The organism is Micromonospora sp. WMMC250, assembly GCF_027460215.1.
GTDB classification, from domain to species: Bacteria; Actinomycetota; Actinomycetes; order Mycobacteriales; family Micromonosporaceae; genus Micromonospora; species Micromonospora taraxaci.
This window is the reverse complement of sequence record NZ_JAPZBJ010000002.1, coordinates 6,436,263-6,450,670: the sequence shown is the minus strand read 5'-3', so window position 1 is coordinate 6,450,670 and position 14,408 is coordinate 6,436,263. Positions and strand designations below refer to the sequence as shown.

Annotated in this window: 10 protein-coding genes and 1 pseudogene; 4 read left to right on the top strand and 7 right to left on the bottom strand. The window is 71.6% G+C overall.

Translation table 11 applies throughout. The features are described from left to right. Positions 1–6: 6 nt before the first annotated feature. On the bottom strand, positions 7–543 hold the full coding sequence (locus O3438_RS29375; protein WP_269682813.1) for a hypothetical protein: 537 nt from the start codon (positions 541–543) through the stop codon (positions 7–9). Further along, positions 544–2,446, bottom strand: a pseudogene (gene dnaG, locus O3438_RS29370) (DNA primase). It abuts the gene before it with no gap. Between the two features lie 113 nt (positions 2,447–2,559). On the opposite strand from dnaG, the gene O3438_RS29365 reads away from it, so the two are divergent. Next, a complete protein-coding gene (locus tag O3438_RS29365) occupies positions 2,560–3,765 on the top strand; it encodes a low temperature requirement protein A (protein ID WP_269682812.1) in 1,206 nt (401 codons plus the stop codon). Positions 3,766–3,772: 7 nt separating this feature from the next. On the opposite strand, the gene O3438_RS29360 is transcribed toward O3438_RS29365, so the two are convergent. Genes O3438_RS29360 through O3438_RS29350 form a run of 3 tightly spaced genes read right to left on the bottom strand, consistent with a single transcriptional unit; the run spans position 3,773 to position 6,292 of the window. Beyond that, positions 3,773–4,621 (bottom strand): siderophore-interacting protein, encoded by an 849-nt coding sequence (locus tag O3438_RS29360; protein WP_269682811.1) that lies wholly within the window; start codon positions 4,619–4,621, stop codon positions 3,773–3,775. A gap of 15 nt (positions 4,622–4,636) precedes the next feature. After that, positions 4,637–5,902 carry a deoxyguanosinetriphosphate triphosphohydrolase gene (locus tag O3438_RS29355; protein WP_269682810.1) on the bottom strand — a complete coding sequence of 422 codons (1,266 nt, stop codon included), beginning with the start codon at positions 5,900–5,902 and terminating at the stop codon, positions 4,637–4,639. Between the two features lie 42 nt (positions 5,903–5,944). Continuing rightward, positions 5,945–6,292 (bottom strand): VOC family protein, encoded by a 348-nt coding sequence (locus O3438_RS29350; protein WP_269682809.1) that lies wholly within the window; start codon positions 6,290–6,292, stop codon positions 5,945–5,947. A gap of 252 nt (positions 6,293–6,544) precedes the next feature. Here O3438_RS29350 and O3438_RS29345 point away from each other — a divergent pair, with 252 nt between their 5' ends. Continuing rightward, a complete protein-coding gene (locus O3438_RS29345) occupies positions 6,545–7,045 on the top strand; it encodes a roadblock/LC7 domain-containing protein (RefSeq protein WP_269682808.1) in 501 nt (166 codons plus the stop codon). A gap of 43 nt (positions 7,046–7,088) precedes the next feature. Here O3438_RS29345 and ppdK read toward each other — a convergent pair whose 3' ends face one another. After that, entirely contained in the window at positions 7,089–9,797 is a 2,709-nt protein-coding gene (gene ppdK / locus O3438_RS29340) for a pyruvate, phosphate dikinase (protein ID WP_269682807.1), read from the bottom strand. A gap of 246 nt (positions 9,798–10,043) precedes the next feature. Between ppdK and O3438_RS29335 the strand changes: the two genes are divergently transcribed. Further along, on the top strand, positions 10,044–11,807 hold the full coding sequence (locus O3438_RS29335) for a family 20 glycosylhydrolase (protein ID WP_442929672.1): 1,764 nt from the start codon (positions 10,044–10,046) through the stop codon (positions 11,805–11,807). A gap of 440 nt (positions 11,808–12,247) precedes the next feature. Then, positions 12,248–12,910: a C39 family peptidase gene (locus O3438_RS29330; RefSeq protein WP_269682805.1), complete on the top strand. Its 663-nt coding sequence runs from the start codon at positions 12,248–12,250 to the stop codon at positions 12,908–12,910. Positions 12,911–13,196: 286 nt separating this feature from the next. Here O3438_RS29330 and dusB read toward each other — a convergent pair whose 3' ends face one another. Further along, positions 13,197–14,354 carry a tRNA dihydrouridine synthase DusB gene (gene dusB / locus O3438_RS29325; RefSeq protein WP_269683793.1) on the bottom strand — a complete coding sequence of 386 codons (1,158 nt, stop codon included), beginning with the start codon at positions 14,352–14,354 and terminating at the stop codon, positions 13,197–13,199. Positions 14,355–14,408: the final 54 nt, after the last annotated feature.

The following is a 14,408-nucleotide window of genomic DNA, read 5'->3' as shown; positions in this document are numbered from 1 at the left end:
GACCGGTCAGAGGTCGGCGGGCGCGGTCGCGGCGCGGGCCACACCGACCAGGCGGTCGGTTTCGGCGAGCACCGTCTCGTCGTCCGCCGGTGTGCCGGGGTCGAGTCGGACCGTCCAGGTCAGACCGTCGGCCCCGGCCGTCCGGCGGGCCGCGACCCGCGCCGCGCCGCCGGGCACCGGCTGGTGCTCGGTGTACGCGACGGAGCGGGTCACCCGCGCCCGCACCTGGTGCGGCAGCTCACGCGGGTCGAGGAGGAAGTACGTCTCGGCCGGGCCGTCGGCGACCACCGTGTAGCCGTCGCGGTCGCTGACGGTCTCGGCGGGTGTGACTGTCAGCTCCCGGCCGGACCAGACGGCCTTGAGGATGTCGTGCCAGCCGAGCCGGTGCCCCCGCCCGGGCAGCCACAGCCCGAGGTTGGTGGCGACCACCACGCCGTCGCCCTCGCCGTTGCCGACCGCCGCCCAGGCCAGCACGCGCTCGTCGGCGGCCAGCGGGGGCCGGTCGGCCGGTGGCAGTTTCGGCTTGCGGCTGAACAGTCCCACCTAGAGCCCTCCCGCAGCCTGCTCGCGGAGCGCCCGGGCGTGCTGCTCCAGGGACAGCAGCTCACCGAAGGCCGCGAAGTACTCGTCCTTGTTGTTGACCGGGTTGATCCGCTGGATGCGCGACTTGAGGTCGCGGATCCGGGCGGTCACCGACCCGAACTGCACCCGCGCCATGGTGATCGACACGTAGCGTGGGTCCGCCTCCCCGTCGATGCGCAGCGGCTCCACCGCCAACTCGCCGACCAGCGCCGCCGCCGCCAGGTCGTCGCAGGCGTCGCGGACCGATTCGATCCAGACCGCGCCGCCGGTCGCCGACGCGGCGCCACCGGCAGCCGCGATGGCGGTACGCACCGCGATGTGCACCGGGTGGCGGTATTCCGACGCCTCGACCGCGTCGAACATCGGCCCGGCCAGGACCGGCTGTTGGAGGGCGAGCTTCAGCGCCTCCCGCTCGACCATCGACTGCGGGCTGTCCACCTCCGGGTCGGGGCGGGCCGGCGCGGGGCGGGCGGCGGGTGCGGCGTCGCGGGTGCCGGGCGGCGGGGTGTTGGCGGCGGCGAGCACCGCCCGCTGCACCGGCTCGATCTCCATGCCGAGGTCCATGGCGAGCTTGCGGACGTACTCCGGGCGCTTCTCCCGGTCCTTGAGGCGCGCGACCAGCGGCGCGGCGTGGCGCATGGCCTCGACCCGGCCGTCGACGGTGTCCAGGTCGAAGCGGCCGATCACGTGTCGCAGCGCGAAGTCGACGAGCGGCTCGCGGCGTGCGACCAGGTCCCGTACCGCCAGGTCGCCCTTGGCCAGCCGCAGGTCGCACGGGTCCATGTTGTCCGGGCTGACGGCGATGAACGTGCGGCCGACGAAACGCTGGTCGTCCTCGAAGGCGCGCAGTGCCGCCTTCTGACCGGCGGCGTCACCGTCGAAGGTGAAGATGATCTCGCCAGCCACCTCGTCGCTGTCGAACAGGAGGCGGCGCAGCACAGCGATGTGGTCCGCGGCGAAGGCGGTGCCGCAGGTCGCCACGGCAGTCGTCACCCCGGCCAGGTGGCAGGCCATCACGTCGGTGTAACCCTCGACGATCACCGCCCGCCCCTGCTTGGCGATCTCCCGTTTGGCCTGGTCGACGCCGTAGAGCACCTGCGACTTCTTGTAGATCGGCGTCTCGGGGGTGTTCAGGTACTTCGGGCCGTCGTCGTCGTCGAAGAGCTTGCGCGCGCCGAAGCCGATCACGTCGCCGGCGAGGTCGCGGATCGGCCAGAGCAGCCGACGGCGGAACCTGTCGATCAGACTGCCGGACCGGGCCTCCCGGGACAGCCCGGCCGTGACCAGCTCCTGATGGGTGAAACCCTGCTGGCGCAGGTGCTTGGTGAGCAGGTCCCAGCCGTCCGGCGCGAAGCCACAGCCGTAACGCTCGGCGGCCGCCCGGTCGAACCCGCGCTTGGCCAGGAACTCCCGGGCCGGTCGGGCGCCCGCCGTGCCGAGCTGCGCCCGGTAGAACTCGACAGCCGCGGCGTGCGCGGCGACGAGGCGCTGACGCTGGCCCTGCTGCGGTCGAGGGCGCGGGGTGCCCTTGTCGTCCTCGATGTAGCGCAGCTGGATGCCGGCACGGCCGGCCAGCCGCTCGACGGACTCGACGAAGCTGAGGTGGTCGGCGTCCATCAGGAACTTGATCGCGTCGCCGCCGGCCCCGCAGCCGAAGCAATACCAGACGTTGCGGGCCGGCGAGACGTTGAACGACGGGCTCTTCTCGTCGTGGAACGGACACAGACCCTTGAGGTTGCCGCCGCCGGCGGACTTCAGAGTGACGGTCTCGGAGATCACATCCCCGATCGAGGTGCGTTCCCGGACCAGTGCGATGTCCTCGTCCCGGATCCGCCCAGCCATGCGCCACCCCCTCCCCGTACATCCTGCCCTGCCGGACCGACGACACGGCGGCCGGGGGACGCCGGTGTGGCGACCACCGCTGCCGGCTGGGCGGTTCCGGCCCGCGGGCCGGGTCCGCCCGGGGACCATGACCAGATGCGCAGGGTACGCACCGCCGGCCCCCACCTGCCCCGACGGGTGGCCGCGTGGATGGGGTTGGGCGGACAGACCCCGCAGGAGGACGAGGCCGGTCACCGCCACGCCACCTGGCTGGAACTCTTCCTCGACCTCATCTTCGTGTACGCGCTGGCGGCCGTCGTGCGCCGACTGGGAGACGATCCGACACCGTCGCCGACGGCGGTGCTGGCGGTGATCGGGCTCTTCGTGGTGATCCAGTGGGCCTGGATGGGACAGGTCTACTACGACACCCGGTTCGATCCGGACGACGCGCTGCACCGGCTGCTGGTGCTCGTCGCCCTGGTCGGGGCGGGCGCGATCACGCTCGGCGTCGACGAGGTGCCGGAGAGCGTGCTCCTGCCGGTCGGGTACCTGATCGTGCGGGGGGTGCTGCTCCTGCTGTACCTGCGTGCCCGCCCGACCAGTCCGATGGCCCGCGTGGTGACGACCGTCTACCTGATCGGCTTCGGGTCGGGCTGGCTGATCTGGTTGGCGTCGCTGGCAGCTCCCACCGAGCTGCGCCCGGTCCTGTGGGTCGTCGCGATGGTCATCGAACTGGCCACACCCTGGGTCGGTGCGCGCTGGCTCAACAACTGGCCGGTCGACAACAGGCACCTGCCGGAACGGATCGGGCAGTTCACCATCATCGTGCTGGGTAGCGCGCTGGCCAACCTGCTCTTCGCCGTGCCGGACCACCCCCCGCCGCCCATGATCCTCACCGCCGCGATGGCGTTCCTGATCCCGGCAGCCGTGTGGTGGGTCTACACCACGTTCGTCACCACCCGCCTGCTCCAGACTCAGCTCCGCGGGGGGCAGGCGTACAGCTACCTGCACATCCCGCTCGGCGGCGCGCTGCTGCTGCTCGGTTGGGCGCTGGGGCAGGTGGTCCGGCTGGTGGACGACAACGCGACCCACCTGCCGCTGGAGTTACGGCTGCTGCTGGGCGCGTCGATGGTGGTGTGGACGCTCTGCGGTCTCGCCCTGTACTGGCTGTGGACCCGGCCGAGCGCCGCCCGGTTGGCCATCGCCGCCTACGGGGTGGTGTCGGTCAGTGTGATCACCACGACGGTGCACCAGCCGAGGCTGATGCTGGCCCTGCTCGCGGCCGCGGTCGTCGGGTACGCGGTGCTGATCAGCCGTCGACTCGCCAGGGCCGGCGCGGCCAACCGCACACCCGAGGGATGAGCGACCCTCAGGCCGCCCTGGCCCCCTCGACGGGTGTCTCCTCCTCGGCCGCCACCTGCCGGTTCCAGTCCGCCTTGGTGGAGCGCCAACCCTCGTCGTCCATGCCACGCCGCCAGTAACCCGAGATGGAGAGCCGGTCGAGCGGCACACCCCGCTCGCCGCGCAGCAGCCGGCGCAGGTGCCGGACGAAGGCCGCCTCACCGTGCACGAAGGCGTGCACCTGCCCGGCCGGGAACTCCAACGCCCGCACCGCCTCGACCAGCGCCTCGCCCACCGGGCGCTCGCCACGGTGCAACCAGGTCAGCTCGACCGCCCCCGGGCTGAGCAGCTTCTGCTCCTCCTCCGGGTCGGCGATCTCCACGAAGACGTGGGCCGGTGCGCCCAGGGGCAGCCGCTCCAGCGCGGCGGCGATCGCCGGCAGGGCGCTCTCGTCGCCGACCAACAGGTGCCAGTCCGCGTCCGGGCTCGGCGCGTACGCCCCACCGGGGCCGACGAAGTGCACGGGATCGCCCGGGCGCAGCGCGGCTGCCCAGGGACCGGCCAGCCCCTCGTCGCCGTGGTACACGACGTCGACAGTCAACTCCTGCGCCAGCGGATCCCAGCGCCGCACCGTGTACGCGCGCTGCCGGGGCCACTGCTCCCGGGGGAGGTCCCGACGGATCGCGGCGAGGTCCAACGGCTGCGGGTACGCGACACCCGGCTGCGGAAACACCACCTTGATGTAGTGGTCGGTGAACTCGCCCACCGGCAGACCGGTCAGCTCGTCCCCACCGAGGACGAGCCGGATCAGATGCGGGGTGGGCCGCTCGGTGCGCAGCACCCGGGCCGTGGTGACGTTCCTGGGGCGTTCCGTCATGCCAGTTAGGCTAGCCTAAGCTGTCCCGTCGTGAGTCGGCGGTGCGCCTCCGCCCGCGAGGCGGGTGTGCCAGGTCACGGCCGCCGGGTCGGTGAGCGAGGCCACCTGGTCGACCACCACCCGCAGTCGGGCAGCGTCGTCCGGGGCCGCTCGCCACAGCGCCGCGAAGATCGGGTCGAGCCCGTCCGGCGCGCGCCGGACCAACGCGGCGACCAACTCGGCCAGCATCGTCCGCTGCCGCTCGTAGCGGCCCCGGAAGCCGGAACGGCGCATCACGTACCGCAACGCGATGCCCTTGAGCAGGGCGCACTGCGCCCGGACCAGCCGGGGCACCACCAGGTCGGCGGCGTACCGGCGGTGCGGCCCAGGCCCGAAACGCTCCTCGGTGGCGGCCACCGCGGCGGACACGAACCTCCCGGTCACCCCGCTGGTGGTCGCTTTCAACGCGACCTGCGCCCGGTGGCTGCCGTCGTAACCTGCCAGCGGGGCGAGCAGCGGGTCGGCCAGCAACCCGACCAGCACCTCGGCGAGGTCGTCGGCGGACTCCCCCGAGTACGCGAGCGCCACGTCGGCGCAGAGCGCGGCCCGCTCGTCGGAGTCGGTCAGCAACGGGCGCAGCGTCACGTACCCGCCGTGGATGCCGTCCTCCACGTCGTGCACCGAGTACGCGACGTCGTCGGCCCAGTCCATCACCTGCGCCTCCAGGCAGCGCCGGTCCCCGGGCGCGCCGTCCCGGATCCAGGCGAAGACCTCCGCGTCGTCCGCGTACACCCCGAACTTGCGCTCGCCGGGACGACGCGGCCAGGGATACTTGCCGATCGCGTCGAGCGACGCCCGGGTCAGGTTGAGCCCGGCGGACGAACCGTCCGGGGCGAGCACCTTCGCCTCCAGACGGGTCAACACCCGCAGGGTCTGCGCGTTGCCCTCGAACCCGCCGCACGGCGTGGCCAGCAGATCCAGGGCCGCCTCCCCGTTGTGCCCGAACGGCGGGTGCCCGAGGTCGTGGGCGAGCCCGGCCACGTCCACCACATCCGGGTCACACCCCAACCGGGCACCCATCTCCCGGGCGATCTGGGCCACCTCCAGCGAGTGGGTCAGCCGCGTACGCAGGAAGTCGTCGGTGCCGGCGGTGTGCACCTGCGTCTTGGTGGCCAACCGCCGGAACGCCGCGGAGTGCAGCACCCGGGCGCGGTCACGCTCGTACGGTGAGCGGCGGTGCCCGGTGTCCTTGGGCGACTCCTCGACCAGCCGGGCGTCCGCCGCAGCGGGCTTACTGCTCACGCAGCCGCCGCTGTTCGTGACCGTGGGGCTCGCAAAATCGGCTCACTTTCCACGCAGAACGCAGAACTCGTTGCCCTCCGGGTCGGCGAGCACCGTCCACTCGACGTCGCCCTGGCCGATGTCGACGTGCCGGGCGCCCATGTCGACCAGCCGCTCGACCTCGGCCTCCTGGTCCGCGGGGCGAAGATCGATGTGCAGCCGGTTCTTGCGGTCCTTGGCGTCCGTCACGGGCACGAAGACCAGGCCGGGCAGGCGGTCTGCGGACTGGCGGATCTCCACCTCGTCCGGACTCTCGGTGACGACCTGGTAGCCGAGCGCCTCGGCCCACCAACGGGCCAGTCGCGCCGGATCGCGGGCATCGACGGTGAGGTTCTCCCAGACGCTGGTCATTCAGTCACCTTTCCCGTTCGACGGCCTCCGCAATCGGCCGTGTGCGAGCGAGCCAAGATTACGCCCGCCACCGCTGCTCGACCCGCCCACGACGCATCGACGATGGGCCCACAACCGCCGATTGGCCTGGAGTTGCCATCCGATCGCCGACGGTTATGGGCTCGCGGGCGGAGGTGGCTGCCGGTAGCGTTCCCGGCGCGGAACGTGACCAGCCGATCGACATGCGACTCCCGACCGGTAAGGGGAAAGATCGTGGACGCAGACACGGTGGTGGGAACGGAACTACGCGGGCTACGCCGTCGTCGACCCGAGATCACCGGCACGGTCCTGGCCGGCACCGACGGGCTGCTCATCTCCAGCGACCTGCCCAGCACCGACGCCACCCACCTCGCCGCTCTCGCCGCGGCCAGCTTCGGGCTCGGTCACCGGGTGGCCGACACCGTCCGATGTGGCGAGTTCCGGGAGTCGGTTGTGCGCACGACCACCGGGTGCGTGGTGACCTACCCGGCTGGGCGTTCCGCCCTGCTGACCCTGGTCACCGTGTCTCCCGGCGAGGATCTCGAAGCGCTGCACGAGGAGGCCCGCGCCGTGGCCCGCCGGGCCGGCACGATGATGGACCGGCGCGGCGGGGGTGTCGGCGCCACCGCCGTTCCGGAGGCACACGGGCAGCTGGCCGTGCGTACGCCGATGGCGACCCTGCCCGCGCAGTTGCGCCGCCCGTCCCGACCCACCTGGCGTCGCCCGCCGATTTGAGGGCCGGCGGCGGACCGGTCGTCCGGTCCGCCGCCGACCGGCGTCAGCGGCTGTCCGACCCGCCGGTCTCCACCACCGCGCGGCCGGCCTCCAACCGGGCCACCGGCACCCGGAACGGCGAGCAGGACACGTAGTCCAGGCCGACCTCGTGGAAGAAGTGCACCGAGTCCGGGTCTCCGCCGTGCTCACCGCAGACGCCGAGCTTCAGGCCGGGCCGGGCAGCTCGACCCTCCTCGGAGGCGATGCGCACCAGTCGACCGACGCCGTCGCGGTCGATCGACTCGAACGGCGAGATGCCGAAGATGCCCAGCTCCAGGTAACGCCAGAAGAACGCCCCCTCGACGTCGTCGCGGGAGAAGCCCCAGCCCATCTGGGTCAGGTCGTTGGTGCCGAAGGAGAAGAACTCGGCGGCCTCGGCGATCTGCCCGGCGGTCAGCGCCGCCCGGGGCACCTCGATCATGGTGCCGATCAGCACCTCGACCGCCTTCTCCCGGGTCACCTCCTCGATGATCTTCTCGGCCTCGGCGCGTACCGTCTCCAGCTCCTGGACCGCGCCGACCAGCGGGACCATGATTTCCGGCTTGGGGTCGCCACCGCGTTGGGCGCACTCGACCGCGGCCTCGACGATGGCCCGGACCTGCATCGCGAAGAGACCCGGGATGACCAGGCCGAGGCGGACGCCCCGCAGCCCGAGCATCGGGTTCTCCTCGTGCATCCGCCGGACGGCAGCGAGCAGCGCCTCCTCCTTGGCGACGTCCTCGCCACGCTCCTGGGCGACCGCCACGTTCACCGCGAGCTGCTCCAGCGGCGGCAGGAACTCGTGCAGCGGCGGGTCGATCAGCCGGACGGTGACCGGCAGCCCGTCCATCTCGCGGAAGATCTCCACGAAGTCGGCCCGCTGCAACGGCAGCAGCGCCTCCAACGCCGCCTCCCGCCCGTCCGCGTCGCGGGCCAGGATCAGGCGCTCGACCAGCTCCCGCCGGTCACCGAGGAACATGTGCTCGGTGCGGCACAGGCCGATGCCCTCGGCGCCGAAGCGCCGGGCCCGGGCGGCGTCCGCGCCGGTGTCGGCGTTCGTGCGGACCGCGAGCCGCCGCCTGCCGTCGGCGTGCGTCATGATCCGGTGTACGGCCCGAACCAGGGCGTTGTCGACGTGCTCGGCGTCCAGGCTGCCCTCGAAGTACTGCACCACCTCCGACGGCATGACCGGCACCTCGCCCAGGTAGACCTTGCCCGTGGTGCCGTCGATGGACACGACGTCGCCCTCGTTGACGGTCTGCCCGGCCACGACGAAGCGCTTCGCCGGGACGTTCACCTCGATCTCGTCCGCCCCGGAGACGCAGGTCTTGCCCATGCCCCGGGCCACCACCGCGGCGTGACTGGTCTTGCCGCCCCGCGAGGTGAGGATGCCCTTCGCGGCGATCATGCCGTTCAGGTCGTCCGGGTTGGTCTCCCGCCGGACCAGGATCACCGACTCCCCCTCGGCGGCCAGCTCGACGGCCCGCGCGGAGGTGAAGACGACCTTTCCGGACGCCGCGCCGGGCGAGGCCCCGATGCCCTTGGCGACCGCCTCGAACTCGTGGTCGAGCTGGAAGCGGGGGAACATCAGCTGCGCGAGCTGCGCGCCGTTGACCCGGTGCAGCGCCTCGTCCAGGTCGATCAGGCCCTCGTCAACGAGCTGGCCGGCGATGACGAACGCGGCGGCGGCGGTGCGCTTGCCGACCCGGGTCTGCAACATCCACAGTTTGCCGCGCTCGATGGTGAACTCGATGTCGCAGAGGTCCTTGTAGTGCTCCTCCAACCGGGCCATGATGCCGAGCAGCTCGTCGTAGGAGGCCTTGTCGAGCTGCTCCAACTCCTGCAGCGGCACTGTGTTGCGGATGCCCGCGACGACGTCCTCACCCTGGGCGTTGGCCAGGTAGTCGCCGTAGATGCCCTGCGCCCCACTGGCCGGGTCCCGGGTGAACGCCACACCGGTGCCGGAGTCCGGGCCGAGGTTGCCGAAGACCATCGTCACCACGTTGACAGCGGTGCCGAGGTCGGCCGGGATCCGCTCCTGGCGACGGTAGAGCACGGCGCGCTCGGCGTTCCACGACTCGAAGACCGCCCGGATGGCGAGGTCAAGCTGTTCGCGCGGCTGCTGCGGGAACTCCCGACCGGTGTGCTTCAAGAAGATCTTCTTGTACGCGTCGACCAGCCCCCGCAGGTCGTCGGCGTCCAGATCCAGGTCGTTGTGGGTGCCCTTGGCGTTCTTGATCTCGTCCAGCGCATGCTCGAACTCCTCGCCCGGCACCTCGCACACGGTTTTGCCGAACATCTGGATGAGGCGGCGGTAGGAGTCCCAGGCGAACCTGTCGTTCTGTCCGGCCTGCGCGGAGAGGCCGACCACGCTCTGGTCGTTGAGACCGACGTTGAGAACGGTCTCCATCATGCCGGGCATGGAGAACTTGGCACCGGAGCGGACCGACACCAGCAGGGGATCCCGCGGGTCGCCGAGGCGCTTGCCCATCGCCCGCTCCAGCGACTCGAGGTGCGCCTCGATCTGCCCGGCGAGCCCGTCCGGCTCCCGCCCCGTGGCGAGGTACGCCTGGCAGGCCTCGGTGGTGATGGTGAAGCCCGGCGGAACGGGCAGGCCGAGGTTGGTCATCTCGGCGAGGTTGGCGCCCTTGCCCCCGAGCAGGTCCTTGAGGTCCTTGTTGCCCTCGGAGAAGTCGTAGACGTACTTGTGATCGACGGTCTCTTGCGCTGCCACCAGAGCCTCCACAACACACGGGCCGGATTGACACTTAACGAAGGTTCAGTTTTCTGTACCCCGAGGCGGACCACCGGTAATCCCGGGTCGACGCCGATCGGTGGGCGAAGGTTAAGCGAACATCGAGCGACCTGGGACCGTTCGGTGACAATTGGCACAGCCATCACGACTATCCGTGTTCGTACCGTTTTCTGGGAACGCTTCCATGCGCACCAACACGCACCTCCGCCGAGCGTCGTACGCTGGATGGCACGCCAACCGGTGAACCTCACTTTTGCCATAACCGACGCGAATACACCCCCCGGAGTCGCCGCCGTGTCGACCGCCCACTCCCCCAGCCCCGCCACCACCCCCGCGCCGTTGTCGGCGGAGGAACCGGGCGCGGCAACGCTGGCCCGCACGGCCGAGCAGGCCGCCCGCACCGCGCTCACCCCGGCGGCCCCGCACCGGTTGGCCGACGTCGTCCCCGCCCCCCAGCAGGTCCAGCCGGACCCGACCGGAGACTGGACACTGCCGGCCGAAGCGGTCATCGTGGCCAGCGCCGACGCCGCCGCGCTGGCCGTCGCCGAGCAGCTCGCCGATCTGCTGCGCCCGGCCACCGGCTACCCGCTGCCGGTCACCGACGCCGCTACGCCGGCACCGGTCGACGGCATCGCCCTGGTGCTGGACGAGACCGCCGCCGACCTCGGTGCGGAGGGCTACCGGCTCGACGTCACCACCGACGGGGTACGCGTCACCGCCGGCACCGCCGCCGGCCTCTTCCACGGCGTGCAGACGCTGCGCCAACTGTTTCCGGCGGCCATCGAGAGCCCGACCCCGGTCACCGAGCGGTGGGCGCTGCCCGGCGGCACCATCAGCGACGTGCCCCGGTTCCCGTACCGGGGCGCGATGCTCGACGTCGCCCGGCACTTCTTCGCCGTGGAGGACGTCCTGCGGGTGGTCGACCACCTGGCCCGGTACAAGCTCAACCACCTGCACCTGCACCTCACCGACGACCAAGGTTGGCGGATCGCCGTCGACTCCTGGCCGAAGCTGACCACAGTCGGCGGGGCGACCGCTGTCGGTGGCGGTCCCGGCGGGTTCTACACGAAGGCCGACTACACGCGGATCGTCTCCTACGCCGCTGCCCGGCACATCACCGTCGTCCCGGAGATCGACCTCCCTGGGCACACCAACTCGGCGCTGGTCGCCTACCCAGAGCTGGCACCGGACAAGATCGCGCCGCAGCCGTACAGCGGCACCGAGGTGGGTTTCAGCTACGTCGACCCGGCCGACGACCGGACGTACGACTTCATCGCGGACGTGCTGGGCGAACTGGCCGCGATCACACCCGGCCCCTGGCTGCACATCGGCGGCGACGAGGCGTTCAAGGTGAAGGGCGAGGTCTACACCGGTTTCGTCGAGCGGGTCCAACGCATCGTCGCCGGCCTCGGCAAGACCGTCGTCGGCTGGCACCAGCTCGCGCCGGCCGCCCCCGTCGACGGGCGGGTCCTGCAGTGGTGGGGCACGGACGGCGAAGACCCCACCACCGTCGAGGCCGTACGCCAGGGCGCCCGACTGATCGTCTCCCCGGGCAACCACGCCTACCTGGACATGAAGTACGCCGCAGACACCCCGATCGGGCACGACTGGGCCGGCCTGATCGACGTGCGGAAGGCGTACGACTGGGATCCGGGCACGCACGTCGCAGGTGTGCCCTCCACGGCGGTCATCGGTGTGGAGGCCCCGCTCTGGACGGAGTCGGTCACCTCGCTGACCGATATCGAGTTCCTGCTCCTGCCCCGGCTCCCCGCCATCGCCGAGCTGGGCTGGTCGCCCCGGGAGACGCACGACTGGGCCGGTTTCCGCGACCGCCTGGCCGGCCACGGCCCACGCTGGGACGCCGCCGGGATCGCCTTCCACCGCGCGCCCGAGATCCCCTGGCCGAGCGGACCGACCATCCCCGCACAGCGCGACCCGGCCGCCTCCACCCAGCCTGACACCACCCGAGAGGGCGCCAACCTCGCCTAGGCCACCGCCTCGGCGACAAACTGAGATCGCCGAGGTGGTGGCATCCTCCGACCCGAACACGCCCGTATCGCCGACCCGGCGTGAGTCACCCGCGCCAGGTGTCCGTTATCGGGAGTTTCGTCCCGTGATCGGGGCCACTCGTGTCGTGGAATCGGGGGCCGGGCGGGGTCGTTATACCTGGCACGCCACCGCGACTGTCGGTCGTCGGTGCGGGGCAGCCGCAGCCGCCGGGAACACCGGCCGGGCCGCCCCGGTTACATCCCCCGCACAGCCGAACAGCACGGGCCCAGGAGCCCGGCGGAATGATCCGCCGCCCCACCTGGTTACACCCGTCTCCCGACGCCGGCCCCACGGGCCGCCGGGCATCTGGCTTTCCCCGCACGGCCGTCCCCCGGTGAGCCGTGCGGTATCCCCCGAATGAAGCAGAGGAGCACGCCATCATGCGTACCGATCTGATTCGTAAGACCGCTCTGACCGCCGCTGGCCTCGCGTTCACCGGTGGTGCCATCGTCGGCCCCGTCACGACCGCGTTCGCCGCCCCCAACACCAGCAAGCCCGCGTCGCAGACCCAGACCGACCGCAAGGGTCATGGTGAGCGGGAGCTGGGCGTGCGCTACGAAGCCCAGCCGAACTTCTACTACTGCGGCCCCGCCGCCGCCCGTAACGCCCTGTCCGTGCAGGGCAAGGACATCAGCGTGGACGCCATGGCCAAGGAGATGGGCACCACCGAGGCCGGCACCAACTCCATCAACGACATCACCCCGGTGCTGAACAAGGAGACCGGCAAGAACGACGCCTACCACTCCGTCGAGATCAGCACCCCGAAGGCCGACGACAAGCAGACCGACACCCTGCGCGCCGACGTCGTCAAGACCGTCGACGACGGCCGGGCAGTGGTCGCCAACATCGCCGGCACCACCACCGACACCGACGGTGGCATCCACTCCTTCGAGGGCGGGCACTACATCAGCGTCGTCGGCTACCGCGACAACGGCACCATCGTCACCATCGCCGACTCCGCCGACCCGAACACCGCCTCCTACCAGGTCACCATCGAGCACCTCGCCGACTGGATCGCCACCCGCGGCTACGCCACCAGCTAAGCCACCACAGCACGACGAACGACGAAGGGCCGGACCCCACCACGGGGCCCGGCCCTTCACCATGCCCAGGTCAACGCACCGCGCACCGCGCACCGCGCACCGCGCACCGCGCCCAAGATCGTCACAACATCGGGGATGCTGCTGCCTCCGACACGCAGGAGACAGCAACATCCCCGATATTGCGCGGATCTCGTGCCGCAACCCTGTCCGACCCCTGCGGCCGGCGGGGCCAGGTCGGCAACCCGGCAGGGACGCGCCCCCGACGGCGAGCCGTCGCGGACCAGGCTCAGCCGCCGGAGTCGTCCATCTCGGCGCCCTCGGGGACGGTGTCGTCGTCCCGGCTGGCCAACCAGCCGTCCGGCAGGGCGACCTTGCCGGGCGAGTTGGTGCGCCCGCGCGGCTGGCCCAGGGCGGTCACCGGGAACGGCTCCGCCGGGTCGAGCTTGCCGAGCAGGTCGTCGAGCTGGGCCAGGCTCTCGATCATCGCCAGTGAGCGGCGCAGTTCGCCGCCGACCGGGAAACCCTTGAGGTACCAGGCGACGTGCTTGCGGAAGTCGGTGCAGCCGTCGCGTTCGCCTCGGGCCGGGTTGCGGGCGCCCGCCACGAACTGGTCCACCAGCAGCTCGGCGTGCCGGCGCATGGTCGCCGCCACCTCGCCGAGGCTGGGCAGTCGCCGTTCCGGCCGGCCGTTGAAGGCGGCTTCCAGGTCGGCGAAGAGCCACGGCCGGCCCAGACAGCCGCGACCGACGACCACGCCGTCCACGCCGGTGTGCGCGACCATCCGCAGCGCGTCGTCGGCCTCCCAGATGTCGCCGTTGCCGAGCACCGGCACGTCGAGGGCCTGCTTCAGGGTGGCGATCGCGTCCCAGTCGGCGGTGCCCGAGTACCGCTGCGACGCGGTCCGCCCGTGCAGGGCCACCGCGGCCACGCCGGCCTCCTGGGCGGCGAGCCCCGCTTCGACGTACGTCAGGTGGTCGTCGTCGATGCCCTTGCGCATCTTGACCGTGACCGGCACCCCGGACGGTGCCGCGGCATCCACGGCGGCCCGCACCAGTCGGGCGAAGAGCCGACGCCGCCACGGCAACGCCGCACCGCCGCCGCGCCTGGTGACCTTCGGGACCGGGCAGCCGAAGTTGAGGTCGATGTGATCGGCCAGGTTGCGCTCGACCACGATCCGGACGGCGGCTGCGGTGATCTCCGGGTCGGTGCCGTAGAGCTGGAGGCTGCGCGGCTTCTCGTCGTCGCCGAAAGCGATCATGCGCAGCGTCTTCGGGTTGCGCTCGACCAGCGCACGCGTGGTGATCATCTCGCAGACGTAGATGCCGCCGCCCTGCTCCCGGCAGAGCCGGCGGAACCCGACGTTGGTGATCCCGGCCATCGGGGCGAGCACCACCGGCGGCCACACCTGGTACGGCCCGAGAGTCAACGGCCGCAGCACGGGCATGGTCGAGGCAGTCACCGCACAAGTGTACGGGGCCCCGACCGGCGCTCATCGCGT